At 70.7% G+C, this 24,468-nt stretch carries 22 protein-coding genes; 10 read left to right on the forward strand and 12 right to left on the reverse strand.

What is annotated here, in order from left to right; genetic code table 11:
* The first annotated feature begins 84 nt into the window (after window positions 1-84).
* Together ACPW96_RS01625 and ACPW96_RS01630 are read left to right on the forward strand one after the other, a co-directional pair.
* Window positions 85-513 (forward strand): CHRD domain-containing protein, encoded by a 429-nt coding sequence (locus ACPW96_RS01625; protein WP_425819827.1) that lies wholly within the window; start codon window positions 85-87, stop codon window positions 511-513.
* A gap of 216 nt (window positions 514-729) precedes the next feature.
* A complete protein-coding gene (locus ACPW96_RS01630; protein WP_425881778.1) occupies window positions 730-2,412 on the forward strand; it encodes an ABC-F family ATP-binding cassette domain-containing protein in 1,683 nt (560 codons plus the stop codon).
* Window positions 2,413-2,457: 45 nt separating this feature from the next.
* Here ACPW96_RS01630 and ACPW96_RS01635 read toward each other — a convergent pair whose 3' ends face one another.
* Window positions 2,458-2,850, reverse strand: coding sequence for a hypothetical protein (locus ACPW96_RS01635; protein WP_425881779.1), 393 nt, complete (start codon window positions 2,848-2,850; stop codon window positions 2,458-2,460).
* A 119-nt stretch (window positions 2,851-2,969) separates the two neighbouring features.
* Here ACPW96_RS01635 and ACPW96_RS01640 point away from each other — a divergent pair, with 119 nt between their 5' ends.
* The 3 genes from ACPW96_RS01640 to ACPW96_RS01650 all read left to right on the forward strand — a co-directional run bounded on the left by ACPW96_RS01640 (window position 2,970) and on the right by ACPW96_RS01650 (window position 9,190).
* Window positions 2,970-7,823 carry an ATP-dependent helicase gene (locus tag ACPW96_RS01640; RefSeq protein ID WP_425881780.1) on the forward strand — a complete coding sequence of 1,618 codons (4,854 nt, stop codon included), beginning with the start codon at window positions 2,970-2,972 and terminating at the stop codon, window positions 7,821-7,823.
* Window positions 7,816-8,589, forward strand: coding sequence for a DNA-formamidopyrimidine glycosylase family protein (locus ACPW96_RS01645; protein ID WP_425881781.1), 774 nt, complete (start codon window positions 7,816-7,818; stop codon window positions 8,587-8,589). Before ACPW96_RS01640 ends, ACPW96_RS01645 begins: the two co-directional genes overlap by 8 nt.
* Before the next feature lie 193 nt (window positions 8,590-8,782).
* Window positions 8,783-9,190 (forward strand): transferase, encoded by a 408-nt coding sequence (locus tag ACPW96_RS01650; protein ID WP_425819817.1) that lies wholly within the window; start codon window positions 8,783-8,785, stop codon window positions 9,188-9,190.
* A gap of 37 nt (window positions 9,191-9,227) precedes the next feature.
* On the opposite strand, the gene ACPW96_RS01655 is transcribed toward ACPW96_RS01650, so the two are convergent.
* Window positions 9,228-9,623 (reverse strand): DUF1304 domain-containing protein, encoded by a 396-nt coding sequence (locus ACPW96_RS01655; protein ID WP_425881782.1) that lies wholly within the window; start codon window positions 9,621-9,623, stop codon window positions 9,228-9,230.
* On the opposite strand from ACPW96_RS01655, the gene ACPW96_RS01660 reads away from it, so the two are divergent.
* A complete protein-coding gene (locus tag ACPW96_RS01660; RefSeq protein WP_425881783.1) occupies window positions 9,622-10,431 on the forward strand; it encodes a LysR substrate-binding domain-containing protein in 810 nt (269 codons plus the stop codon). The two genes, ACPW96_RS01655 and ACPW96_RS01660, sit on opposite strands and share 2 nt — an antisense overlap.
* Window positions 10,432-10,648: 217 nt before the next feature.
* Here the strand turns inward: ACPW96_RS01660 and ACPW96_RS01665 are convergent, their stop codons facing one another.
* The 4 genes from ACPW96_RS01665 to ACPW96_RS01680 form a co-directional block, all read right to left on the reverse strand.
* Window positions 10,649-13,153: a CHAT domain-containing protein gene (locus tag ACPW96_RS01665; protein WP_425881784.1), complete on the reverse strand. Its 2,505-nt coding sequence runs from the start codon at window positions 13,151-13,153 to the stop codon at window positions 10,649-10,651.
* Between the two features lie 56 nt (window positions 13,154-13,209).
* The gene (locus tag ACPW96_RS01670; protein WP_425881785.1) at window positions 13,210-14,934 is read right to left on the reverse strand and encodes a S8 family peptidase; all 1,725 of its coding nucleotides are present in this window, start codon (window positions 14,932-14,934) and stop codon (window positions 13,210-13,212) included.
* Window positions 14,935-14,996: 62 nt separating this feature from the next.
* Entirely contained in the window at window positions 14,997-15,470 is a 474-nt protein-coding gene (locus tag ACPW96_RS01675) for a hypothetical protein (RefSeq protein ID WP_425881786.1), read from the reverse strand.
* Window positions 15,470-16,126, reverse strand: a complete 657-nt coding sequence (locus ACPW96_RS01680; RefSeq protein WP_425819805.1) for an RNA polymerase sigma factor — start codon at window positions 16,124-16,126, stop codon at window positions 15,470-15,472. Before ACPW96_RS01680 ends, ACPW96_RS01675 begins: the two co-directional genes overlap by 1 nt.
* 181 nt (window positions 16,127-16,307) lie before the next feature.
* Between ACPW96_RS01680 and ACPW96_RS01685 the strand changes: the two genes are divergently transcribed.
* Entirely contained in the window at window positions 16,308-17,057 is a 750-nt protein-coding gene (locus ACPW96_RS01685) for a glutamine amidotransferase-related protein (RefSeq protein WP_425881787.1), read from the forward strand.
* Between the two features lie 36 nt (window positions 17,058-17,093).
* On the opposite strand, the gene ACPW96_RS01690 is transcribed toward ACPW96_RS01685, so the two are convergent.
* From ACPW96_RS01690 to ACPW96_RS01700, 3 genes are read right to left on the reverse strand one after another with little or no spacing between them, the layout of a single operon-like run.
* The gene (locus ACPW96_RS01690) at window positions 17,094-17,900 is read right to left on the reverse strand and encodes a hypothetical protein (protein ID WP_425881788.1); all 807 of its coding nucleotides are present in this window, start codon (window positions 17,898-17,900) and stop codon (window positions 17,094-17,096) included.
* Window positions 17,901-17,936: 36 nt separating this feature from the next.
* Window positions 17,937-18,425, reverse strand: a complete 489-nt coding sequence (locus ACPW96_RS01695; protein WP_425881789.1) for a hypothetical protein — start codon at window positions 18,423-18,425, stop codon at window positions 17,937-17,939.
* Window positions 18,426-19,643: a cation:proton antiporter gene (locus ACPW96_RS01700; protein ID WP_425819797.1), complete on the reverse strand. Its 1,218-nt coding sequence runs from the start codon at window positions 19,641-19,643 to the stop codon at window positions 18,426-18,428. It abuts the gene before it with no gap.
* Window positions 19,644-19,713: 70 nt separating this feature from the next.
* Here ACPW96_RS01700 and purU point away from each other — a divergent pair, with 70 nt between their 5' ends.
* A complete protein-coding gene (gene purU / locus ACPW96_RS01705; protein ID WP_425881790.1) occupies window positions 19,714-20,571 on the forward strand; it encodes a formyltetrahydrofolate deformylase in 858 nt (285 codons plus the stop codon).
* 3 nt (window positions 20,572-20,574) lie between these two features.
* Here the strand turns inward: purU and ACPW96_RS01710 are convergent, their stop codons facing one another.
* Window positions 20,575-21,252, reverse strand: a complete 678-nt coding sequence (locus ACPW96_RS01710; protein ID WP_425881791.1) for a GTP pyrophosphokinase — start codon at window positions 21,250-21,252, stop codon at window positions 20,575-20,577.
* A 335-nt stretch (window positions 21,253-21,587) separates the two neighbouring features.
* On the opposite strand from ACPW96_RS01710, the gene ACPW96_RS01715 reads away from it, so the two are divergent.
* Window positions 21,588-22,043 (forward strand): CinA family protein, encoded by a 456-nt coding sequence (locus ACPW96_RS01715; protein ID WP_425881792.1) that lies wholly within the window; start codon window positions 21,588-21,590, stop codon window positions 22,041-22,043.
* Between the two features lie 83 nt (window positions 22,044-22,126).
* Here ACPW96_RS01715 and ACPW96_RS01720 read toward each other — a convergent pair whose 3' ends face one another.
* The gene (locus tag ACPW96_RS01720; protein WP_425819789.1) at window positions 22,127-22,630 is read right to left on the reverse strand and encodes a hypothetical protein; all 504 of its coding nucleotides are present in this window, start codon (window positions 22,628-22,630) and stop codon (window positions 22,127-22,129) included.
* Between the two features lie 29 nt (window positions 22,631-22,659).
* Here ACPW96_RS01720 and ACPW96_RS01725 point away from each other — a divergent pair, with 29 nt between their 5' ends.
* The gene (locus ACPW96_RS01725; protein ID WP_425881793.1) at window positions 22,660-23,004 is read left to right on the forward strand and encodes a DUF2834 domain-containing protein; all 345 of its coding nucleotides are present in this window, start codon (window positions 22,660-22,662) and stop codon (window positions 23,002-23,004) included.
* Here ACPW96_RS01725 and ACPW96_RS01730 read toward each other — a convergent pair.
* Window positions 22,993-24,420, reverse strand: coding sequence for a dihydrolipoyl dehydrogenase family protein (locus tag ACPW96_RS01730; RefSeq protein WP_425881794.1), 1,428 nt, complete (start codon window positions 24,418-24,420; stop codon window positions 22,993-22,995). The genes ACPW96_RS01725 and ACPW96_RS01730 overlap by 12 nt on opposite strands.
* Between the last annotated feature and the right edge of the window lie 48 nt (window positions 24,421-24,468).

The following is a 24,468-nucleotide window of genomic DNA, read 5'->3' on the forward strand; positions in this document are numbered from 1 at the left end:
ATCAGGGGGAGGGGACACGGCGTCGTGTCGACCCCTGCCCGCGCACACCCGGCGCGGGCCGGAACAACGAAGTGAGGACACATCATGCACCGCATCACACGCGCCGCCTTCGCCGCTGCGGCGGTCTCGGCGCTCACGCTCGGCGGAGCCGTGGCGGCTCAGGCCGCTCCCGCGATCCCGCTGAACAACGGTCAGGAGACGACCGGCGCCGACGGCGGCGGGCACGGCTTCTTCTCGTACGACATCGACGGCGACCGGTTCTGCTACACGCTCGAGGTCGACGGGCTCACCGCGCCGGCCGTCGCGGCGCACATCCACGTGGGCGATCGGAGGACGGCCGGGCCCGTCGTCATCCCACTGAGCGTCGGCACAGGGACGAGCTTCGACATCAGCGCCTGCGTCACGGCCGACCCGGCGCTGCTGGCGTCCATCGAGGAGGACCCGCGCGACTATTACGTCAACGTCCACACCCCGACGTATCCCGGCGGAGAGGTGCGAGGGCAGCTGAAGTAGCGGAGCGAGGGAGCGTGGGGTTGATTGCGCGGCGATGCCGGCATCCTCTACACTGAACGCTCCCTGTTCCCTACGTGAGGATCCTCCGGTGAGACTGATCGACGCCTCCGCGCCCGCATCCGCGCGCTGACCCGTCGACGCTCCCCATTCGCGTGAGCACGCCCCGTTCCGGGGTACCGGTGTCAGTGCATCCACTTTCACACCGGGAGCACCACCATGCCCACGCACTCCTCTGCACTCCTCTTCGACCGGGTCTCGTTCGTCTGGCCCGATGGGTCCGTCGCCCTGGCGGACGTCTCCGGCGCATTCGGCGACGCACGCACCGGGCTGACCGGACGTAACGGCTCCGGCAAATCGACCCTGCTGCGTCTCGGCGCCGGCGAGCTGTCGCCGACGGCGGGCGCGGTCCTCGCCGAAGGCGACGTCGCGTACCTGCCGCAGCGCCTCACCCTCGACGTGGACCGTCCCGTCGCAGACCTGCTCGGGGTGTCCGAGGCGCTTCTCGCGCTGCGGGCGATCGAGTCGGGCGACGTCGACCCCCGGCATTTCGATGCGGTCGGCAGCGACTGGGACATCGAGACTCGCGCCCATGCCGCGCTCCGCGAGGCGGGGCTTCCGGCCGAGGCCCTCGACCGCCGCGTCGGAACCCTGTCCGGCGGTGAGGCGGTGCTCGCGGCGATCGCCGGCATCCGCCTGCGCCGGGCGCCGATCACCCTGCTCGACGAGCCCACGAACAACCTCGATCGCGACGCGCGGGCCCGCCTGTACGACATGGTCGGCGGATGGCGCGGCGCCCTGGTCGTCGTCAGTCACGACATCGCGCTCCTCGAGCTGATGGACGACACCGCCGAGCTCTACGAGAGCGAGCTGTCCTTCTTCGGCGGCCGGTACTCGGAGTGGCGGACCTGGCTGGATGCCGAGCAGTCGGCCGCTCAGCAGGCCGAGCGCGCGGCGGCACAGCTGGTGCGCCGGGAGAAGCGCGAGCGCATCGAGACCGAGACCAAGCTGGCACACCGGGCGCGCACGGGCCGCAAGGCCGAGATCGAGAAGCGCGTGCCGAAGATCGTCGCGAACGCGCGCAAGCGGTCGGCACAGGTCTCGGCGGGCAAGCTGCGGATCGAGATGCTGGAGAAGGAAGGATCGGCGCGATCGGCGCTGGATGCCGCCGAGCGGCGTGTGCGCGACGACGAGGCCATCCGCATCGATCTGCCCGATCCTGATGTGCCTACGAGCCGCCGGATCGCAACGATCAGCGACGGCGCGCGCCAATGGATCGTGCAGGGACCCGAGCGGGTTGCCCTCGTCGGGGCGAACGGGGTGGGCAAGACGACGCTGCTCGAGCGTCTTGTTCGGGGCCGTGCCGGGTCGGGGTGGGTCTCCGGGTCCGACGTGCAAGACGCAGGAGATCCTGCGGCGGCGGGCGATGGATCCGGTATGCGTGGGCATCTGCCTACGGAGCTCCTGCATTGTGTCGCGCACACCGACCGCATCGGCTACCTTCCCCAGAGAGTGGACGGGCTGGATGACGCAGCCTCGGTGATGGAGAACGTGCGGGCGACCGCCACCACCGTTCCCGACCGGGACCTGCGCAACCGGCTGGCGCGGTTCCTCATCCGAGGCGACGCGGTGGAGCGACCCGTCGTGACGCTCTCAGGCGGCGAGCGCTTCCGCGTCGCGCTGGCCCGGCTGCTGCTCGCGGATCCCCCGCCGCAGCTGCTCGTGCTCGACGAGCCGACGAACAACCTCGACCTCGACACCGTCCAGAGACTCGTCGAGGCGCTGGCGGCCTACCGCGGCGCGGTGCTCGTCGTGAGCCACGACGACGCGTTCCTCGCACGGCTCGGTCTCGACCTGCGCCTGGCGCTCTCGGCCGACGGATCGCTCACGGAGGCTTCGTGATGGGTGGGGGGATGCGGCCGGTGTAGGCGCGGATGTGACCGCAGGTCAGCCGGCTCCGCCTCCGCCCTCTCCGCCACTTCCGGCGCTTCCAGCGTCACCGCCGCTCCCGCCGCCGGCCCCGCCGTCACCCGCGCCGTCGCCGCTCCCCCCTCGGCCTCGGCCGTTCCCGCCCGAGCTTCCGGGTTCCCGGTCACCGGTCGAGGCGGACCCGCCGTCGTGCGACGCGGCCGCGCGGTCGGACTTCGTGCGATCCCTGGCGGAATCGAGGAAGACCCCGATCGCGACTCCCAGTGCGAGTCCGATGCCGATCCCGAGCGCGAGGTTGCCCATCGCGACCCCGATTCCGGCGCCCACGGCCATACCGATCCCGATGCCGCCGGCCAACCCCGTAGGGGCCTGGGTGACCGGGTCCTTCTCTTTCGGGTCGTTGTCGTCCATGGCTCCGACGCTACGCAGCGCCCGAGGCGGCCACATCCGTCTCGCGACGGACGTCTCCCCCGTCGGCGGGCGGAACGCAAGCCCACCCCGGTGTCGGTGGCATGGTCGAAGATGGAGGGATGGCCGATGTGCTCGAGCGGTTCGGTCCCGCGACGCGGGAATGGTTCCGCGGCGCATTCGCCACTCCGACCCCCGCCCAGGTCGGTGCGTGGGACGCGATCTCGCACGGCAAGCATGCTCTCGTGGTGGCGCCGACCGGATCCGGCAAGACGCTGTCCGCATTCCTGTGGGCCATCGACCGGGTGTTCCATGAGAAGGATGCCGCGACACCGGCTGCCCCGGACCCGGGCACCTCCCGGCGAGGCCGCAGGCGAATCGACCGCGACCCCGAGCGCACCAGCATCCTGTACGTCTCTCCCCTCAAGGCACTGGGCGTCGACGTGGAGCGCAACCTGCGCTCGCCGCTCGTCGGCATCGCCCAGGCCGCGCGGCGGCTGGGCATCGAGTCGCCGGCGGTCAGCGTCGGCGTCCGTTCCGGCGACACGACGTCGTCGGAGCGGCGGCAGCTGGTGCAGCATCCGCCCGACATCTTGATCACGACGCCCGAGTCTCTGTACCTGATGCTCACGAGTCAGGCGGGCGAGACGCTGAAGGGCGTGCACACCGTCATCGTCGATGAGGTGCACGCGGTGGCCGCGACCAAGCGCGGCGCGCACCTCGCCGTGAGCCTCGAGCGGCTCGATGCCATCCTGGAGAAGCCGGCGCAGCGCATCGGCCTCTCGGCGACGGTGCGGCCGATCGACGAGGTCGCGCGGTTCCTCGGCGGCTCCGCGCCGGTGGAGATCGTCGCTCCGCGCTCGACCAAGGCCTTCGACCTGCGGGTCGTCGTGCCGGTCGACGACATGCTCAACCCGCCGCCGGCCGCGGGTGCGGACCCGAACCCGCCCGCCGGCGCATCGGACGACGACTGGTTCGCGCCCGATTCCCCTCGTGCGGAGAGCACCGAAGTGACGCGCTCGATCTGGCCACACGTCGAGGAGGCGATCGTCGACCGCATCCTGGAGCACCGTTCGACGATCGTCTTCTCCAACTCACGGCGGCTCGCCGAGCGGTTGACGGGACGGCTGAACGAGATCTACGCCGAGCGGCTGGGGCTCGACGCTTCGACAAGCTCAGCGACCGATGGTGAGCGCGGGGCCGCGAAGATGCCCGCGGCCATGGTCGCGCAGGCGGGCGTGAGCCCCGGCGCCGATCCGGTGCTTGCGAAGGCCCACCACGGCTCGGTCTCCAAGGAGCAGCGCGCCCAGGTCGAGGACGAGCTCAAGTCGGGCCGGCTCCGCTGCGTCGTCGCCACGAGCAGCCTCGAGCTCGGCATCGACATGGGCGCGGTCGACCTCGTCATCCAGGTCGAGGCTCCGCCGAGCGCGGCGAGCGGACTGCAGCGCGTCGGCCGCGCGGGCCACCAGGTGGGCGAGGTGAGCCGGGCCGCGCTCTTCCCCAAACACCGCGGCGATGTGCTGCACACGGCGATCGTCACCGAGCGGATGCTGGCCGGCCAGATCGAGGCGATCTCGGTGCCGCAGAACCCGCTCGACATCCTCGCGCAGCAGACGGTCGCGGCATCCGCTCTCGGGGCGATCGACGTCGAGGACTGGTTCGAGACGATCAAGCGCAGCGCCCCGTTCCGCACCCTCCCCCGCAGCGCGTACGAGGCGACACTCGACCTGCTTGCGGGGCGCTACCCCTCCGACGAGTTCGCCGAGCTGCGGCCGCGCGTCGTCTGGGACCGCGATCAGGGCACCATCACCGGACGGCCCGGAGCCCAGCGCCTCGCGGTCACGAGCGGCGGAACGATCCCGGACCGCGGACTCTTCGGAGTATTCGTCGCCGGCGAGGCCCGCAACGCGCGCGTCGGCGAGCTCGATGAGGAGATGGTCTACGAGTCCCGCGTCAACGACGTGTTCACCCTCGGCACGACCAGCTGGCGCATCGTCGAGATCACGCACGACCGCGTGAACGTGCTGCCCGCCTACGGCCAGCCGGGCAAGCTGCCGTTCTGGCACGGCGACGGCCTCGGGAGACCCGCCGAGCTGGGCGAGGCGCTGGGCAAGTTCTCGCGGGATGTGTCTACCGCCCCGCGCCCGAAGGCCGAGGACCGCCTGCGTGAGGCGGGGCTCGACGAGCGGGCATCCGACAATCTGCTGGCCTACCTGTCCGAGCAGCGCGAGGCGACCGGCAGCCTCCCCACCGACCGCACGCTGACGGTCGAACGGTCACGCGACGAGGTCGGCGACTGGCGCGTCATCCTGCATTCCCCGTACGGCATGAGTGTGCACGCACCGTGGGCGCTGGCGGTCAACGCCCGCATCCGCGAGCGGCTCGGGGTTGAGGGATCGGCCGTGGCGAGCGACGACGGCATCATCGCGCGGGTGCCGGATGCCGCGGCCGAACCGCCGGGAGCCGAGCTGTTCGTCTTCGAGGCCGAGGAACTCGAGCAGATCGTCACCGACGAGGTCGGAGGGTCGGCGCTCTTCGCGTCACGCTTCCGCGAGTGCGCGGCGCGGGCCCTGCTGATGCCCCGTGTCAACCCGAACAAGCGCAGCCCGCTCTGGCAGCAGCGCCAGCGTTCGGCCCAGCTGCTCGAGGTCGCGCGCCGGCACCCGACGTTCCCGATCATCCTCGAGACGCTCCGGGAGGTGCTGCAGGACGTCTACGACCTACCGGCCCTGCTGCGCCTGACGCGCGGGATCGCCGAGCGGCGCATCCGTCTCGTGGAGACCCAGACGAGCCAGCCCTCGCCCTTCGCGCGCGACCTGCTGTTCGGATATGTCGGTGCGTTCATGTACGAGGGCGACTCGCCGCTCGCGGAGCGCCGCGCGGCTGCTCTCTCCGTCGACCCGGCGCTGCTGAGCGAGCTGCTCGGCCGCGTGGAGATGCGCGAGCTGCTCGATCCCGACGTCATCGCGCAGTTCGAGGCGGAGGTGCAGCGTCTCGATCCCGAGCGTCGGGTGAAGGGCGTCGAGGGCGTCGCGGACCTGCTGCGCGTGCTCGGTCCCCTCGACGCGGCGGAGGTCGCGGCGCGCCTTCTGCCCGCCGCCTTCGTCGACTCCGCGGTCGGCATGGAGACGGGGCCGCACGCCGACGCCGCCGAGGCATCCGCCCACCTCGCCGCCCTCGTGGACGATCGTCGAGCCATCCGGGTCACCTTCGCGGGGGAAGGCCGGGTCGCTGCGATAGAGGATGCCGGACGCCTCCGCGACGCTCTCGGCGTCGCTCTGCCCGTGGGCATCCCGAACGCCTTCCTCGAGCCGATGCCCGACCCGCTCGGCGACCTCGTCGCGCGCTACGCGCGCACCCACGGCCCGTTCACCGTCGACGGCCTTGCCGGCTGGCTGGGCGTCGGCACCGCGGTCGCCCGGCACACGCTGCAGCGACTCGAGGGCCAGGGAAGGCTCACGAGCGGCTTCTTCCTGCCCCCTTCGACCGGCTCAGGGACCGGGAACGGCTCAGGGACCGGGAACGGCTCAGGGACCGGGTTCGACACAGTGACCGGGAACGGCTCCGGATCGACGACCGACCGCGACGAGGCCGAGTGGTGCGACACCGAGGTGCTCCGCAGGCTGCGCATGCGCTCGCTCGCAGCCCTCCGGGGCAGCGTCGAGCCGGTCTCGCCCGAGGCGTTCGCGCGCTTCCTGCCCGACTGGCAGCACCTCGCACGTCCGCTCGAGGGCATCGACGGCGTCGCGGCCGTGATCGAACAGCTCGCCGGAGTGCCGATCCCCGCCAGCGCGTGGGAATCTCTGATCCTCCCGAGCCGGGTGCGGGACTACTCCCCCGGCATGCTCGACGAACTCACCGCGACGGGCGAGGTGCTGTGGTCGGGACACGGCTCCCTGCCCGGGCGGGACGGCTGGATCGCCCTGCATCCGGCCGACACCGCGCCGCTGACCCTCGCCCTGCCGGACGACGAGGTCGCCCCGGAATCGCTCGATGCGCGCATCCTCGAGGCCCTCGCCGGCGGCGGCGCCTACTTCGCGGCCCAGCTCCGCCAGGCGACCGGCGCCGAGAACGAGCAGTCGGTGATCGAGGCGCTGTGGAACCTCACCTGGTCGGGGCGGGTGACGAACGACACCTTCGCTCCGGTGCGCATCCTGATCGGCGGCGGGTCGCAGGCGCATCGCGTCGCCCGCCGGGCGCCCCGATCGCGGATGTACCGCGGCGCGACGCTCCCCCGTCTGACGGCCAGCGCGCCCCCTCGGCCGCCGGCCATGGGCGGCCGGTGGTCGCTGCTGCCGGACGCGGAACCGGACGCCGCGCTCCGCGCCACCGCGTCGGCATCCCTGCTGCTCGACCGCTACGGCGTCGTGACCCGCGGGTCCGTGCAGGCAGAAGGACTCCCCGGTGGTTTCGCCCAGGCCTACCGCACGCTCGCCGGGTTCGAGCAGGCGGGACACTGTCGGCGCGGCTACCTGATCGAGAAGCTCGGCGCCGCCCAGTTCGCGGCATCCGCGACCGTCGACCGGCTGCGCCAGTTCGCCGGCCTCGCCGACCCGGAGCCTCTGCTGGCGACCACGCTCGCCGCCACGGACCCAGCCAACCCCTATGGGGCCGCTCTGCCGTGGCCGACGATCGAGGGCGTCAAGCACCGACCGGGACGCAAGGCCGGTGGGCTCGTCGTGCTGGTCGACGGGTCCCTCGTGCTCTACCTGGAGCGAGGCGGCAAGTCGGCGCTCGCGTTCACCGACCACGAGGGGCGCCTCGCCGCCGCCACCGCCAGCCTCGCGGCGACCTCGCGCCAGCGCAGGCTCGACACCATCACGATCGAACAGGTCGACGGCGAGTTCGTCTACGGCACCGCCTTCGCGCGCGCCCTGCGCGACGCGGGCTTCGTCGAGTCGCCTCGCGGCTTGACCCTTCGGCGGCAGTCGAGCCCCGACCCATCCGCGAGCCAGGGAGCCCCCGCACGTGCCTGAGGGCGACACCGTCTTCCGCGCCGCGAAACGCATGCACGAAGCGCTCGCGGGGCGCGAGGTCACACGATTCGACATCCGCGTGCCAGGCAGCGCGACGGCCGACCTCCGCGGTGAGGTCGTGCGGGAGGTCGTGCCGATGGGCAAGCATCTGCTGCACCGCATCGGCGAGTACACCTTGCATTCGCATCTGAAGATGGAGGGCGAGTGGCACGTATACCGCTCGGGCGGGCGGTGGCGGAAGCCGGCGTTCAAGGCCCGCGCCATCGTGGGCAACCCCGAGTGGGATGCCGTGGGCTTCGAGCTGGCGATGGTCGAGGTTCTTCCCACCCGCGATGAGGCACGCATCATCGGCCATCTCGGGCCCGACCCGCTCAGCGAGGGATGGGACCCTGCAGAGGCCGCCCGCCGCCTCGCCCTCGACACGCGGCCGGCACACGTCGCTGTGCTCGACCAGCGAAACGTCGCGGGGTTCGGCAACGTATACGCCAACGAGCTGCTGTTCGTGCGCGGTATCCTTCCCACTCGGCCCGCGAACGAGCTGGACACCCGCGCCCTGGTGGACCTCGGCGCGCGCATGATCATCGCCAATCGGAATCGCTCGGGTCGCACCTTCACGGGAGACTCGAGACCCGGTCGTTCGTTCTGGGTCTATGGCCGCGACGGTCAGCCCTGCCGCCGGTGCGGGACCACCATCCTGGCGGGCTCGCTGGGCGCGAGCGAGACGAGCGAGCGCAACGTCTTCTGGTGCCCGCATTGCCAGGCATGACGCAGCCGCGAGCCCGCACCAGACGCACCATCGCAACCTTGGAATCAGATGTCAATCCCTGTCTGCATCCATGTCCCTGCATCCAAAATGGTGGTCCGCTCCGAATAAGAGAGTGAACCATTCCGGGGAATGAATCCGAGAGGTGGTGAGTTGTATCTGTACTCGGCCCTGATCAGGGTCGTAGGAGGGGATCGTGGGCAAGAACTACGTCGATATCGAGAACGAGCGCGGCGAGACGCTGCGTTACCGCAAGCACGCCAACGGGCGGGGTCTGATCGCGCACGGCGCGAAGGTGCACCCCGATGCGCTGGTCGAAGCGGGAGCTTACGTCGAGCCGGGAGTGCAGGTTGCGGCCGGTGCCCGCATCGGGCGTGGCGCATGGATCGAACCCGACGCCGTCATCGGCCCCCAGGCGCACATCGACGCGCACGCCCACATCGGCTCCGGCGCGGCCATCGGCCCCGGGGCGCACATCGGTGTCCGTACGCGCGTCGGTACAGGCGCCAGAGTGCCCGGTGGCGCCCTGATCGGCGACGATGAGACCATCGCCGACGGCGAGAACGTCGTGACCGACCGTCGGGGGCTGCGACTCGCCGCCTGAGCCGTGGCCCGCGCCGCCGGTGGCGGGCGTGCCGAACCTAGGCGAACAAGAAGAGCACGAACCCGATCAGCGGCAGCGTTCCTTGCGTCGCCGCCGCCCTCGCGTAGCCCTTGCCCGAGGTGACGAGAACCAGAGCGGCAGCCACCATCGAACCGAGGCTGAAGAGCACCAGCGCCCTCCCGGCGGCCTCGCCGGCGGCATCCGCGCCCGTCCAGAACAGGGCCAGCCCGATGCCCGTGCCGATCGCCAGGAACAGGTTGTAGAAGCCCTGGTTGTACGCCATCGGCCGGGTGGTCTCGGCGGCGGCCTGGTCGCGGACGCCGAAGCGCTTCCAGATCCTCGGCTGGGTCCACTGCAGGCTCTCCATCACGAAGATGTACACGTGCAGGAGGGCGGCGAGCGCCGCGAACACCGTGGCGAGGATGGCGATCATGAGCCGACCATACCGCGCGCACTACGCTGGCGGGATGGCCAAGGGACGACCGGCGAAGCGGGGAAAGCGGCGAGCGGATGCGGCGGGTCGCCGCCCCGCCGCCAAGCCGAAGTCGACGCCGAAGTCCACCTCGAAGTCCCCGCCGCAGCCCGGACCGAAGCGCCAATCGAAGCCGAAACCCACGGCCGCGCCGGCGCCCGCAGCGCCGCCTGAGGAGCCCCGCACGTTCCGCCTCGGCGCGATCCCGGGCGCTACGCCCGGCAAGTGGATCGACGCGTGGAAGGAGCGGATGCCGCACGTGCCGCTCGAGCTCGTGCCGCTGACGGTCGCCGAACAGCGGAGCGCCCTGCACGACCTCGACGCGGCCCTTGTCCGCCTGCCGATCGAACGACAGGGCATCGATGCGATCCCGCTTTACGACGAAGTCGCGGTGGTGATCGTCTCCGTGGATTCCGCCCTGACCGTCGCGGACGAGCTGACCTTCGACGACCTGGCCGGCGAGGTGGTCATCGTGCCGGAGGACGACGCGCTCGGCCCGCTCACCATCCCCGGCGCCGCTCAGCCGACCTTCGCCGCGCCTGCCGAAACGGCCGACGCCGTCGCGACGGTCGCCGCCGGCGTGGGGGTTCTTCTCGCGCCCATGTCGCTCGCCCGCCTGCACCATCGCAAGGACCTGACATTCCGTCCCCTTCGGGAAGGGCCGGTGTCCACGGTCGCGCTCGCCTGGGAGTCCGAACGCACCACCGCCGACGTCGAGACCTTCATCGGCATCGTACGCGGGCGCACGCCGCACAGCTCCCGCGATTGAGGATGCGCCCGCACCACGGAGTGGGGGATGTCGCCTACCTGGGTTCGACGACATCCCCCGCCGGTCCGGTGCCGCCGCGCCCGCCATGACTGAGCATGAGCGGATGAGGCGTACCCCCAGCGCATGCGCCGTGCCCCCGTGTGCATTCCTGCTGTGCACCGTTCCACCCGTCAGGAGCGCCGTGGACGCCTCCTGATACATCGGCCGGGGACCGTTTTCAGAAACCTGCCCCGTGCGCCTGGAACGGCGCCACCAGTGCGGTCGAATCGGATGCCGCGGCGAGCGCCTCGGACGGTGTGAGGCCGCCGACGAGGCCGAGGTGCAATGCCCCGAGCAGTTCGCACGCGACGTCATCGGCCACCACCACGGGCGCGGCGATCACGACCCGTGACCCGGCGTGGAGCCAGATGCGCGTCATGCCGAGCGCCTCCTCCCCCCACCGCACGGATGATCGACCGACCTCGCACGCCGAGAGCACGACGGTGTCGGGTACGCGGGGTATGAGGTCGATGTCGTAGCCGAACAGGGTTCCATCGGCCAGCTCGAGGCCCGAGAACAGGGGGTTGTCCACGGCGTGCCGGCCGTGCGCGGCGACATGCAGCACGTCGACCGCAGGGGCGAGTGTGGTGACGGCCGACACGGTGGCATCCGGGCCCCGCAGGGCGGTGGCGGTGGGCCAGGCGGATGCCGCGGCCGCAACCTCCTCGTCGGCCCGGGCGACCCGCGGGCCTGTCGCGAAGCCGACGGTGCGCGAACCGTCGACCCCGGCCGCCTCCACGGCCGGGCGAAATCTCGTCCAGCGCGTCGCCGACACCGCGACGGTGAAGACCCGACCCCGCATCGCGGGCAGCATCGCCCATGGGATGCCGTTGAGCACGCCCGGGACGGTGAGGATGAGGCGCCGGGCGCCGCCCGCCGCGCGGAGGGGCGCGCTCAGCAGCACGGACGAGAGCAGGGCGAGCCGTTCATCGAGGGCTCGCTTCACGACGGTCGCCATCGGTCCGCTGCGCACAGACGCCGACACGTCGAGGTCGGCGCGGAGGCCGGCCAGCCCCGTGCGCACGGTCGACCAGCGACCGATGTCCATGATCCCGGTACTCGAGCTCGACACGACCAGGCACGACAGGGAGTCGCCGCTGAAGACGAAGGCGAGCAGTGCGGTGTCATCACCCAGGTGGCCGCGGAACTCCTCCAGGCCCACCCGCTGCTGCACAGCGGCCGAACCGGTCGCGGACCACTGCCGCTCGCGCGCGCGATCCCGCAGCGCCGCGGCCCGAGGGTCCGAGAGCCAATCGCCGGACGGGTTCTCGGCGCGCAGCATCCGGAGTTCCGCCAGGTCGGTGGCGAGCCCCTGATCGGGCGGAGGGCGGAGCGGGATGACCTCCTGGCTCAGGTGCCGTACGCGCTCGGACCACTCGAAGAGCACATCGGGCCTGCGGGACCGCACGGCGGACGCGACGCCCTCGAGCATGAGGCCGATGCCATGGCCGCTCGTGGAGGTCTGAAGGTCCAGGCTGCCGAAGGAGTTCTGCCACGACGACAGCAGCTCGAGCCCCGCCGCCGCCTGGCGACGGACCTCCCCTTCCCGTCCGGCCGCCGCCGCCCGCGCGGCGCGCACCTCATACGCCAGCAGCTTCACATCCATCGACGCGCCGCGCGGCTGCCGGATGACGCGTCGCGGGGCGTCGGCATCCGTCCCGTGGTGCGCGCGCCATAGCTCGTCCGTCATCCGCAGCGCGGCGCCCTCGCCCCGCAGCCCGCGGGCCTCGAGCGCGCGGGCCACGGCATCCACCTCGCCAGCATGGGGGATCCCCCGCATCATGGCCGTCCGATCGCCCGAGCGCCCGACATTGCCGGCGGAGAGCACGGCACGGAGGCGCACTCCCTCGGCGCGCGCCGCCCAAGTATCGTTCTCGAGCGCGCGGAACCGCCTGCCGGCGGCTGCGGCCACCCGCGCGGCGCGCACGGGGTCGTGCCGCAGGAGGGAGCGCGCGAGGTTGAACTCCGCCTCCCCGCGCGCCTGCGGCATGCCGTGCGCGCCGAACACGCGCGCCACACGTTCGAGGATCTGCTCGGCGTCGGTGGTGAGGCCCGCCTCGCGGAGCACCTCGGCCCGGTCGACGTCGCCGATCGCCTCCCACGTGGACGACTCCCGATCAAGCAGCGCGCGGGCCTGCTGCATGATCTGCAGGGCCCCGACGAGATCGCCGGAGAGCATCGAGACGTAGCCGAGGTTGTGCCGGGCCTGCGCCTCTTCGAGGTGGAGACCGGCCTCGCGGTAGCTGCTCGCGGCGCGCTCGAGGTCTTCACGAGCCCCGGCGAGCTGTCCCCACTGCATGAGCACGAGGCTGCGGTTCAAACGCATGTTCGCGCTGCGCACGGGGTCGTGGGAGAGGCCGTCGATGCTCCGACCCAACCAGGCGACGGCCGTCTCCAGACGCCCCCTGTCCATCTCGATCGACCCGAGCTGTCCGTACAGGATGGCGGCCGTCTCCACATTGATTCCCGGTAGGGCCAGCGCGTCGAGGCACATCCGCTCCGCTTCGGCCGCGCTGCCGACCTTCGTCATCACGTAGGACAGGGTGCCGGCGATCCGCGCCCGCAGGTTCGGGTCGTCGGTTCGGCGAGCGGCCGCCTCCAGAGCCCGGCGACCGGCCGCAAAGCTTCCGCGGTTGCTCAGCGCCTGACCGCGCTGGTAAAGCTCCTCCGCTGTGACGGTCACTCTCTCATCATGGCGAAATCCTCCGCGTTGACCACCATGCAGACCGCGTCGATCCGCTATGCGATGCCGGACCCGTCGCGCGCCGTGACATCGGCGAGAGCCGCGTTCGTCGCCGCCTCTCTCGCCGTGATGTCGACAGCCTCGCCTGCCATGAGCCCCTCAGCCAGGTATCGGGCTATCGATCCGGCCACGAACGGCGCAGCGAATGACGTGCCGCTCCAGATGGCATAGCCGCCCGTGAAGTCGTCGGGATCGATGGTCTCGCGTCGGCGATCGTACATGTCATAGCGAGATCCGGCCTGAACGCCGCCCTGCAAGGGCGGGATCGTGCTGAGCACGGATGTCCCGGGCGCATAGGCGCGAACCCACTTGCCGACGTTGCTGTAGAGGGCGACGGACGTGTTGTTGGGGTTGAGTGCACCCACCGAGATATGCGCGGCGAGCCCGGCTGGCTCGACCAGCCGGAGCTCCGGGTCGTTCCAGTCCCACAGGGCAGCGGGAAAGGTCGGGCGGTCGGTCGCGTCGTTTCCCGCCGAGCAGACGACGACGCACCCGCGGCTGCGCAGCTCCTTGAGAACGTCATAGAGCCGAGTGCTGAATCGTCCATCCTCCGGCGTCTCGTGGTAGTACCCCAATGACAGGTTCACGACATCGACCGGCTGCGCACTTCCGGCGCCTTGCCCATCCATGAGCTGGACGAGTTCCTCCAGGGCGTCGATGAACTCGCTCTCCAGCACGGTGCCGTTGCTGTCCGCCACGCGAAGTGAGATCAGGTCGGCTTCAGGGCACACCTGGCGAAGGACGCCGGCGACGAAAGTCCCGTGCCCTGCACCGTCGTCGAGGAATCCGTCGAGCGCTCCCGCCTGGTCGCCGAACACCTCCGGGTCGGTCCCCGGGTCGTCGATGCCGATCACCTGCGGGGTGACCAGGGCCGGCACTCTTCGTCGGATGATGGGGTGCTCGCCTTCCGGGAGTGCACCCTCGGCGACCTCTTCCGACGTGGGCTCCACGGGCAACCAGGCATGTGCGCCGCAGCCGGTGTCGACGAAGGCGATGACGGGTCGGCGTCCTCCCTCCTTGAGCGGGAGCAGGCGAGCGGGCTTCGGACCGATGTAGCTCACCACCTCCAATCCACCGCTGCCCGGGTAGGCATAGCCATCGATGCCCACCGGATTGGTGCGCGTGTGCGGGTTGGTCCGGGTGTGCGGATTCGTCCGCGTGTGCGGGTTCGTCCGGGTGTGCGGGTTTATGCCGATCGGATCGATGATGAGGACGTGGTCCAGACCGACGTTTCTCAGCGGATCATCGGGCGCCACCTCCGAGTGCTGCTGCACCCTCCGGCCGCCGCCGCCGGGATCGACCGATCTCGACGCCTCCAGTGCGCCATCCCTGGCGCTCTGCTCGTCCACCCTCGGCGTTCGCGCACGCTGCAGCAGACGCCACGCATCGATGGGAGGGACCGGCTCATCGTCGCGTCCGGGCTTGGGCGACTGGAAGATGCGAGCCCGTGTGAGCTGCGAGCTCTGCCCCGCTTCATCCGTCGGCGCCGCCTCTCGTATCGTCTCGAGCTTGACGTCCCACCCGAGCGTGGCCCCGGCATCCCTCAGCACCGAGGTCGCGGCCTCGGGGTCGCCCGAGATGATGAGATACCCGGGCACGTAGACCGTCCCGAAGGCGGACACCCCCGGCACCGGCTCGCGCAACGGGTCGAGCGCCATTCCCCTCGGTTCGGCGGCCGCTTCGCGGTCGCGCCAAGAACCGACTTCCTTGTCGTCTGCCACGCTCGATCCTTTCCTGGGCCGGTACCGACCCGATCGACCAGACGCCCGTCGGCGTCCGGTGTCTACACCTCGAACTGAGGAGTTCTGAACTCCCGCACGCCGTCGCCGTCCTTGACGACGAGCCGGATGCGCGACACCGCGGACGGGATCTCCTCGAACGCGAAGCGCCCGCTCTCGCCGGCATCCGCAGACCACTCGCGATCGCCCTGCGCGAGCCGCACCGCGAGAGCGGTGCCGTCCACCCACCCGTCGATGCGGCGGTGGCCGCTCTCGGTCGCCGTCACGTGCAGCAGCACGCTCGTCGTGCCGTCGCTGAACTGAAGGGTCAGCGTGTCGCTCTCGCCTCGTACGGCCGACAGTCCGGCGCTCTCGACGAGGGTCAGCAGCGCGTACTCCCGGGACAGATCCTCGACCGCGACGGCGGCGACCATGCGGTCGATCAGATCCGCCGGCACCGGGTCGACGTCTTCCCACACGGCGCGCAGTCGCGCGAAAAGGGCCGCGTCGGCGACGTGGTCTTCGTTGTGGATCGACATCATTTCATCCCCTCAGACGTCTCGAGCCCGGAGCCCTGCAGGAGGGCGCGGAGTTTGCCCAGGCAACGCTGCCGGGTAGGTCCGATGCTCCCGATGGGCATCGACAGGTCCTGGGCAAGGCGGGCGTAATCGGGACGCTCCTCGAAGGCAACGACGCGCAGCAGTCGCTGGCAGCGCTCGTTAAGCTTGCGCACCGCCGACCAGAGCCGGCTGCTCTCATCGATGTGCGACGCGGTCTCTTCGGCCGATTCCTGGGGAGGGAGATGCGGCTCGAGGTAATCGGCTCCTGTGGGGTCGGCGCGGCGGTGCAGCTTGCCGACCCGCCAGGCCTCGCGGCGCGCACAGGTGGTGAGCCAACCGGCGACGGCCCTCGGCTCGGTGATGGAGTCGTGCCGCCGCACCAGCGTCATCCAGGTGGTCTGCACCACATCCTGTGCGAGCGCATGGTCGAGCCCGTACGCGCGGACCACGTGCCAGAGCACGGGCGTCATGAGGCGCACGAGGTCATCCATCGCGCGGGTCTCGCCCTCGCGCCAGCTCACGAAAAGATCGGCCGCCCGCTCCCAGCGCGTCGGCTCGACATCCGGATCGGCACCCTCCGGCTCGTCAGGCGATTCCGGCGCGCTGCGGGGGTCCGACCGGGGTCTCTCGGTCATAGGGCCCATTGTGTCCACACCGATGATGAGCAGGGCAAGGGCCTAGCTGATACATGTCCCTCCGAAATGGTTCCGGGCGCCCCGCATCCGCGTCACAGCCGCTTTTCGTCACCCGCGTCACAGCCGCGCTTCGTCATCCCCGTCACAGCCGCTCCTCGGCCCCGGCGCCTAGAATCACGGGATGGCGACCGACCTCCCCCTCCTGTACGTCCGCGTGCGCCCTCAAGAGGACGCGGCGGCCGCCGAGTACCGGTCGTTCCTCACCGCGACCCGGCTGAAGGAGGTCGACCTCGACCACCTGGATCTGGTGCGCAATCCGCTCCCCGACGACGTCTTCGACCGCTACTCGGGATTTCTGATCGGGGGGAGCCCGTTCAACATCACCGATCCGGACTCCACCAAGAACGAGTCGCAGCGGCGCCTCGAGGCGGACCTCGAGCGCATCGCAGCGAGGGCCGCCGAGGCGAGGACGGCCGCCCTCTTCACCTGCTACGGCATCGGCGTGGTCACCCGGATGCTGGGAGGCACGGTCAGCCGGGCGTGGCCGGAGGACACCGGACCCGTGGCCATGGCACTCACGCGAGAAGGGCAGAGCGACCCGCTGCTCGGCGGGCTCGCGACACGGTTCACGGCTCTGACCGCTCACAAGGAGGGCGCTGCGGAGGCGCCGCCCGGCGCCGTGCTGCTCGCCACCAACGAGGCGTGCCCGGTGCAGGCCTACCGGTCGGGCGACACCCTCTACGCCACACAGTTCCATCCGGAGCCGACGACCCGCGACTTCACCGAGCGCATGGCGATCTACCGGAACGACGGCTACTTCGAGGCCGACGCCTACGATACGATCGCCGGACGCGTGCTCGCGGCATCCGTGACCGAGCCCGCCCGCCTGCTGCGCACGTTCGCCCGCATGTTCGGCCCCGCGGCCGGATAGCCCGCGGCGCAGCGCCGGCCCGTGCGGCGTGTGCGCCTAATCCCCGCCCTGCCGAAGCAGCGTGACGACTCTCGCCGTCGACGGCACAAGCACCAGCAGCCCGGCGACGATCAGGGCCGTGAACCCGACGTCAGGGGCGTACGGCTGCCCGCCGAGGCGCTCCAGCCCGATCCAGAGGCACCCCCACGCCATTGCGAAGGGCGGCGCCAGCCGCCATCCACTGGCCCACGAGATCGCCAGGCCGATGACGAGCACGAGGACGAGCACCACGACCCCCCACAGGTGCGCCTGCGCCCCCCACGAGGCCGGACCGACCGCGGTCAGCCACGCGGCTACGTTGGCGACCGTGGCGACGCTGACCCAGCCGAGGTGCATCCCGGTCACGCCGTCGACCAGCAGCGAGTCCGGCCACGGCGACTGATGCTCCTTCGTGACCACCGCGCGGTGGAACGTCCACCCCAGCGCCGCGAGCAGCGCGATGATGGCGACCACGGTCGAGACGAGCGGCCCGAACTGCGACGCGACGAGCCATCCGCCGTTCAGCACCATGGTCAGCGCGATCCACCAGCCCATCGACCGCTGGCGCGCCGACGCGCGCTGGCCGGGAAGCGCCTGCCAGACGGTGTAGGCGAGCAGACCGGCGTAGATGACCGTCCAGATGCCGAACGCCGGCCGGCCGGGGGCGAGGAATGAGCCGTCGGCATCCAGAGCACCGCCCTGAAGATCCTGCACCGGCGTTCCGCCGGCGGCTCCGGTGCCGATGAAGGCGGCGATCACCATGAACGACGCCGCCGCGATCACAGAACTCTGGCGGAATATGTCGCGGCGCTGCGTCTCTGCCATACCCCAGCGTACGACGGGGGCTGGCGGGGAGGGCCGTCAGGCTCCGAGCGGCGGATGCCGCAGCAGTTCGATGCGCTCGTCGAGATAGCCGCGCAGCGGCGCGAGCCCGCCGGAGGCGCTCCAGCGGACCATGGGTTCGCCGCCGGCACCGGAGAGCGGTCCGGATGCCTCGCCGCGGGCGACGGCGTCGAGGTCGAGCTCCGTCCAGCCGAAGTGCACCGTGTCACCATCGGCGAACCCGCCCCGCAGGGCCGCGGCACGCAGCTCGGCCCGGTGGCGCGCTGATTCCGCCGCGTAGCCGCGTCGACCCGGGTCGACCGCCCGGGTGATCTCGCCCGTCGCCATCACGGTCGCATCACCCACCAGCAGCACCCCGAGGTGCCACGCGGTGCCGACCGGAACGATCCGCGGAGCGCGGGTGAGACCGAGGATGCGACGCGGATGGGTCATACGGCCGAGGCCCTCGCGCGGAAGATCGGCGAGCCGGGCGCGCGCGGCGTCGAAGATCGACCGGACGTCATCCACCTACGCTTCCTCCTGCGTCGGCTCGGCGGGTGCCGGGTCCAGCGGCACCGTCTCGCGTGTGGAGGATCTCACCCGCAGCGCCATGCCGAGGAGCGGGAAGGCGAGCACAGAGAGCATGCCGGCCCCCACGAGAGCCGAGGCGAGCGCGGAGTCGAGGATCCCCTCGTCCACCCCGATATTGGTCACGGCGACGATGATCGGAAGCCCGGTCGCGGCCAGCAGTGCCAGCGCGGCGCGGTCGTGGCCCGACGCCCCGGGTGGAACCGACAGCTGAGCCGGCAGCCCCCGGATCACGAGCAGCAGCACGAAGAACAGCGGCAGCAGGGTGAGCGCCATGGGCGACGCGAGCAGAGCCTCGAGGTCGAACGTGACCCCGGTGTAGACGAAGAAGATGGGGACCAGGAAGCCGAACGCGATGGCCTCGACCTTGCTGTCCACCTGCTCCCGGTCGCGCTCGGGCGCGTTGCGCATGATGAGCTTCCAGATCACTCCCGCGGCGAACGCACCGAGCAGCATGTCGAGATCGAGCAGGATGCTGAGCGCCACGAGCGCCGCGAGGATCATGACGATGACACGAACGGCGAACTGCCCCGACGTGTGCAGGGTGGTGCGTACGAAGTCGTGCAGGCGCCCGTGGGACATCCGCGTGGCAAGGGCGATCGCGCCGCCCGTCACCACGACGAAGCCGATCAGCACGAGGGTCGAGATGCCGGGCTCACGCGTGCCGAGGAACAGGGAGATGGCGACCAGCGGACCGAATTCGCCGACGGCTCCGATCGCGGTGGCCGCCCGGCCGAAGGGGGTATGCAGCTCCCCCGCGTCGCGCAGGATCGGCATCAGCGTGCCGAGCGCCGTCGAGCTCAGGGCCACCGCGATGATCACCGCGGTCTCGCCCGGTGCGATCAGCACGCCCACCGCGAGACCGAGCACGAGACTCGTCAGCCAGCCCAGCGAGGCGCGGAGGATCGGCCGCCCCCGCACCGCCTCGAAGTTGATCTCGCTGCCGGCCACGAAGAAGAGGGTGGCGAGCCCGAAGTCCGAGAGGTGGTCCACGAAATCGGAGAGCTGCACCCACCCGAGGACGTCCGGTCCGAGCAGGATGCCCAGCACGAGCTCGAACACCACGATCGGCACGCGCACCCACGCCGAGACACCCCGCGCGAGCAGCGGCGCCAGCACCGCGATCAGCGGGATGAAGAACATGTCTGGCTCGACCACGGGTACAGAGTATCGGCGGGACCGTTCTCCCGATTGGCCCGGGAGCGTTCGCTCGGGAAGAATCGCAACCATGCCTCAGCCCGACACCGCCCGGCTTCTGATCACCTGTGAGGACCAACCAGGCATCGTGGCCGCCATCGCCGGGGTGCTGGCCGAGCACGGAGCCAACATCATCTCGCTCGATCAGCATTCGACGGATGCCGCCGGCGGGCGCTTCTTCCAGCGGACGGTGTTCCACCTTCCGGGACTCGCCGAAGGGCGCCCGGCTCTCGAGCGATCGATCACCGCGGTGGCCGACCGCTTCGGGATGGAGTGGTCGCTGCACGATGTCGCCCAGCGCAAGCGCGTGGCGATCTTCGTCTCGAAGTACGACCACTGCCTGATGGACCTGCTGTGGCGCACGCGCCGCGGCGAGCTCGACATCGAGGTGGCCGTGGTCGTGTCCAACCACGCGGACCTCGCGGCCGACGTTCGCTCCTTCGGAGTGCCGTTCGCGCACATCCCGCTCGAGAACGGCGACAAGGCCGCGATGGAGCAGCGGCAGCTCGACCTCCTGCGGGGAGACGTCGACCTCGTGGTGCTCGCCCGGTACATGCAGATCCTGAGCGACGACTTCCTCACGCGGGTCGGGGCGCCGGTCATCAACATCCACCACTCGTTCCTGCCCGCCTTCATCGGGGCCAACCCGTATGCGCGGGCGAAGGATCGTGGGGTCAAGCTGATCGGTGCGACCGCGCACTACGCGACGGCCGACCTCGACGAGGGCCCGATCATCGAGCAGGACGTCACCAGGGTCACCCACTCCCAGTCGACGGCTGAGCTGCAGAGCCGGGGGGCGGATGTCGAGCGGCTCGTGCTGGCGCGGGCCGTGCAGTGGCACAGCGAAGACCGGGTTATCGTGCACGGCCGGTCCACCGTCATCCTGTAGGACTCAGACGGCCGTGACCCGTGCCGGAGTGCTGCGGATCCCGTGCACCTCGGAGTGCAGCCGGGCCATCCGGGAGTCGAGCTCTGCGGCAGAATGCGCGGCCTCCTTCAGCGAGTCGAGCAGCTCGGCGGGCACCCGGCGGTCGTACTTGTAGTAGATCTTGTGCTCGAGGCTCGCCCAGAAATCCATCGCGATCGTGCGGAACTGCACTTCCACGGGCACATCGACCCGGCCGGACGAGAGGAAGACCGGCACCTCGAGAATGGCGTGCAGGCTCTTGTAGCCGTTCGCCTTCGGCTCGGCGATGTAGTCCTTCACCGACCGGACGCGCACGTCGTCCTGCCTCGTGAGCAGATCGAAGAGCCGATAGGCATCCGAGACGAAGCTGCAGGTGATGCGGATGCCGGCGATGTCGGTGATGCCGGCCCGGATGCTGTCGAAGTCAGGGGCGATCCCCTTCCTGCCGACCTTCTCGACCAGGCTGTCCGGACTCTTCACCCGGCTCGTGACGTGCTCGATCGGGTTGTAGTCGTGCGCCTGCTCGAACTCCTCCCGGAGGATCGAGATCTTGGTCTCGATCTCCCGCAGCCCGAACCGGTACTCCAGCAGGAACCGCTGGAATTCGTCGCGCAGCGCACGCGCCTGGGCGATCGCCTCTTCGTCGGCCGGGAGCATCGTCATAAGGCCACGCTACGGATGCCCGATACGAGAGTGCTGAGAGATCGGCGAGCACCTGGAGTGCGGATTCGGGTAGCGGGGCGCGCCGAAGATCGGCGAGCACCGGGGCGCAGATTCGGGTCGCGCGGCGCGCCCGAAGGTCGGCGAGCACCGGGGCGCAGATTCGGGTCGCTCCGACCCGATCCGGGGCATCCCGGCACGCGATCCCCCGGATCTGCTCCCCGGTGCACGCATGGGCCGCTGCCCGTGGCGATGAACACGACCCCGACCGCGATGGCAAGGGGCTGTCGCCGCCATGGGAGCCAGGTAATGTCGGCTGCTCTCGAGGAAGGATGCGCATGGCTGACATCGATCGCGTGGCCGACCAGGCCCTCGACACCGGACTCACCGTCGCCGTGGCGGAGTCGCTGACGTGCGGGCTGCTGGCCAGCACCATCGGCAAGGCCCACGACGCCGGGACCTGGTTCGCAGGAGGGGTCATCGCCTACCAGACGCCCACCAAGGAGTCCGTGCTCGGACTCGCCGAGGGAACCGATCCGGTCTCCCCGGAATCCGCCGAGCAGCTGGCCCGCGGCGTGCGGACGCTGATGGACGCCGACGTCGCCGTGTCGGTGACGGGCGTCGGGGGTCCGGGATCCGAGGGCGGGCATGACGCCGGAACGGTGTACGTCGGGTGGTGCGCCGACGGGACGACCGGGAACCGGCTGCTCACCCTCTCCGGCGAGCCGGAGGAGATCCTCGAGGCCAGCGTCGAGGCGGCCGTCGCGGCGCTGCTCGACCTCACGTCCCGCTGAACGTCGGCTCACTGGCCACCGCCTCCCGGCAGCCGCCCCGCACGCCCTATCGCGCCACCCGACACCCGCTGACGGGCGATCGGCTAGTGCACGAGCGCCTTCAGCAGCATCATCACCAGACCGAAGCCCGCTGTTGTGACGGCGCCGAGCACGCGGATGGGCCACGCGGCTCCTCGGCGCGCGAACGCGATGTAGCCGAGGATCGCCAGCACCAGGACCCCGGCCCACAGAGCCATCCAGATGGCGACGTAGTCGGGTACCGCCTCCGTGGCCCCGAGCAGCAGGATGAAGGAGGGGATGAGCGCCGACGCGAGCAGCCCCCAGGAGTGCGAGACCGCCTCCTCGAACGATTCGCGGATGCCGAGCACACGCCCGTGGTCCAGTCCGTGGTGAGCGACGGTTCCCGCATAGACGTGCGCGAGCCAGAACACGATGACCGTCACGACGACGGTCCAGAAGACCTCCCACGAAGTGGAATCGTGCGTCGCGGAGACGACGATCATCCCAGAGACGAGGATGACCCCGTAGACCGACTGCTCGGTCGCGAAGCTCGCCCGGATCACCTGTCGCTGGAGGGGCTCGGCCATGGGGGCGATTCTACGGGCATGATCAGTCCATGACTCGAGACTGGTCGCCCCTCGCCGTCGCCTACCTGGTGCTCGCCATCGCCGGCCTGATCGGCACGTGGATCTACAACGGCATCGCGATCGCCGAGATGAACGATTTCTTCACAGACCTGCGAACGAGCGGCCCCGCAGTGTCGTCGATCACCGTCGATCTGCTCGTGGCCGCGGTGGCGGGCAGCGTCTTCATCATCGTCGAGGCCCGCCGGCTGGGCATGCGGTTCGGCTGGCTCTACGTCGTGGCATCCGCCCTCACGGCATTCGCGTTCACCTTCCCGCTGTTCCTCGCCATGCGCCAGCGCCGGCTGAACAGGGTGGCCACGGAGTCAGCCGGCTGACGGACGCCCGTATGCCTCGAGCCAGCGAAGCCAGACCTCGCTGAGCGTCGGGTACGACGGCACCGCGTGCCAGAGCCTGTCGAGCGGCACCTCGCCGACGATCGCGACGGTGGCGGAGTGCAGGAGCTCGACGACATCCTGCCCGACGAAGGTGGCGCCGACCAACACGCCGCGCTTCTCATCGACGATCGCTCGCGCCGTGCCCCGGTAATCGTCCGACAGGGTGCTGGCACCGGCGACCCACGAGAGGTCGTAATCGAGAACGCGGATGTCGTAGCCGTCCTTTCGCGCGGCCGCCTCGGTGAGTCCGACCGAGGCCACCTCCGGGTCGGTGAAGGTCACCTGCGGCACATGCCGGTGGTCGGCCGTCGCGACGTGCGCGCCCCATGGCGCGTCATCCACCGCCGTGCCCCTCGCCCGCGCGGCGATGACGTCGCCCGCGGCTCGCGCCTGGTACTTGCCCTGGTGCGTGAGGAGCGCACGGTGGTTCACGTCTCCGACGGCGTAGAGCCAATCGAACCCGTTCACGCGCAGGGTGTCGTCGGTCTCGAGCCACTCGCCGGGCGTCAGGCCGATCGCCTCCACGCCGAGATCTCCCGTCCGCGGCGTTCGGCCGACGGCCACGAGCACCTGTTCCGCCACGATGGTGCGGCCGTCGCTGAGGGTGAGGGTGGCGCCGTGGTCGTCGCGCGCCGCCGCCGTGACGTCGACTCCGGTGAGCACCGTCGCACCCATCGCCTCGAGCGACTCCTTGACCAGTTCTCCCGCGAACGGCTCCTCGCGGGTGAGCAGTCCGGAGCGGGCGATCAGCGTCACCTCGGTCCCGAACCCCGCGTAGGCGGTCGCCATCTCGGCACCCACGACGCCGCCGCCCAGAATGGCGAGAGACGCCGGCACCTCCCGCGCGCTCGTTGCATCGCGGCTGGTCCACGGCTCGATGTCGCGGAGGCCCGGGATGTCGGGAAGCAGCGGCAGCGAGCCCGTCGACACCGCCACCGCGTGACGGGCCGTGAGTTCGGTGACCGAGCCGTCGTCGCCCGTCACCCGCAGCTCGCGCTCGCCGGTGAACTCCGCGTGGCCGCGCAGCAGCTCGATGCCCGCCTTGCTGAGCCACTTCACCTGCGACGCGTCGTCCCAGTCGTGGGTGACCTTCGTGCGCCGGCGGAGCACGCCCGCGACGTCCAGCTCCCCGGTGATCGCCTGTCGAGCGCCGTCGACCGCGCGCGCCGCACGCAGGCTCGCGGCGCTCCGAAGCAGCGCCTTCGAGGGCATGCAGGCCCAGTACGAGCACTCACCGCCAACCAGCTCGTCCTCGACGATGAGCACCGAGAGTCCGCCCTGCACGGCGCGATCGGCGACGTTCTCGCCCACCGCCCCGGCTCCGATCACGATGAGGTCGTATTCGCGTGCCGTCATGACCACCACGCTACGCCCGCCGGGCGCTGCTGTTTCCTGTTCACGCAC

The sequence above is a fragment of the Micromonospora sp. DT81.3 genome (genome assembly GCF_049847225.1).
GTDB lineage: Bacteria > Actinomycetota > Actinomycetes > Actinomycetales > Microbacteriaceae > Microbacterium.

Excerpts from the sequence above, each read along its gene's own strand:
- ACPW96_RS01730 (WP_425881794.1), bottom strand. The coding sequence starts at position 24,420 with ATGACGGCACGCGAATACGACCTCATCGTGATCGGAGCCGGGGCGGTG.
- ACPW96_RS01680 (WP_425819805.1), bottom strand. The coding sequence starts at position 16,126 with ATGACCGAGAGACCCCGGTCGGACCCCCGCAGCGCGCCGGAATCGCCT.
- ACPW96_RS01725 (WP_425881793.1), top strand. The coding sequence starts at position 22,660 with ATGACTCGAGACTGGTCGCCCCTCGCCGTCGCCTACCTGGTGCTCGCC.
- ACPW96_RS01635 (WP_425881779.1), bottom strand. The coding sequence starts at position 2,850 with ATGGACGACAACGACCCGAAAGAGAAGGACCCGGTCACCCAGGCCCCT.
- ACPW96_RS01640 (WP_425881780.1), top strand. The coding sequence starts at position 2,970 with ATGGCCGATGTGCTCGAGCGGTTCGGTCCCGCGACGCGGGAATGGTTC.
- purU (WP_425881790.1), top strand. The coding sequence starts at position 19,714 with ATGCCTCAGCCCGACACCGCCCGGCTTCTGATCACCTGTGAGGACCAA.
- ACPW96_RS01690 (WP_425881788.1), bottom strand. The coding sequence starts at position 17,900 with ATGGCAGAGACGCAGCGCCGCGACATATTCCGCCAGAGTTCTGTGATC.
- ACPW96_RS01630 (WP_425881778.1), top strand. The coding sequence starts at position 730 with ATGCCCACGCACTCCTCTGCACTCCTCTTCGACCGGGTCTCGTTCGTC.
- ACPW96_RS01675 (WP_425881786.1), bottom strand. The coding sequence starts at position 15,470 with ATGTCGATCCACAACGAAGACCACGTCGCCGACGCGGCCCTTTTCGCG.
- ACPW96_RS01715 (WP_425881792.1), top strand. The coding sequence starts at position 21,588 with ATGGCTGACATCGATCGCGTGGCCGACCAGGCCCTCGACACCGGACTC.
- ACPW96_RS01720 (WP_425819789.1), bottom strand. The coding sequence starts at position 22,630 with ATGGCCGAGCCCCTCCAGCGACAGGTGATCCGGGCGAGCTTCGCGACC.
- ACPW96_RS01625 (WP_425819827.1), top strand. The coding sequence starts at position 85 with ATGCACCGCATCACACGCGCCGCCTTCGCCGCTGCGGCGGTCTCGGCG.
- ACPW96_RS01660 (WP_425881783.1), top strand. The coding sequence starts at position 9,622 with ATGAGCCGACCATACCGCGCGCACTACGCTGGCGGGATGGCCAAGGGA.
- ACPW96_RS01685 (WP_425881787.1), top strand. The coding sequence starts at position 16,308 with ATGGCGACCGACCTCCCCCTCCTGTACGTCCGCGTGCGCCCTCAAGAG.
- ACPW96_RS01710 (WP_425881791.1), bottom strand. The coding sequence starts at position 21,252 with ATGACGATGCTCCCGGCCGACGAAGAGGCGATCGCCCAGGCGCGTGCG.
- ACPW96_RS01655 (WP_425881782.1), bottom strand. The coding sequence starts at position 9,623 with ATGATCGCCATCCTCGCCACGGTGTTCGCGGCGCTCGCCGCCCTCCTG.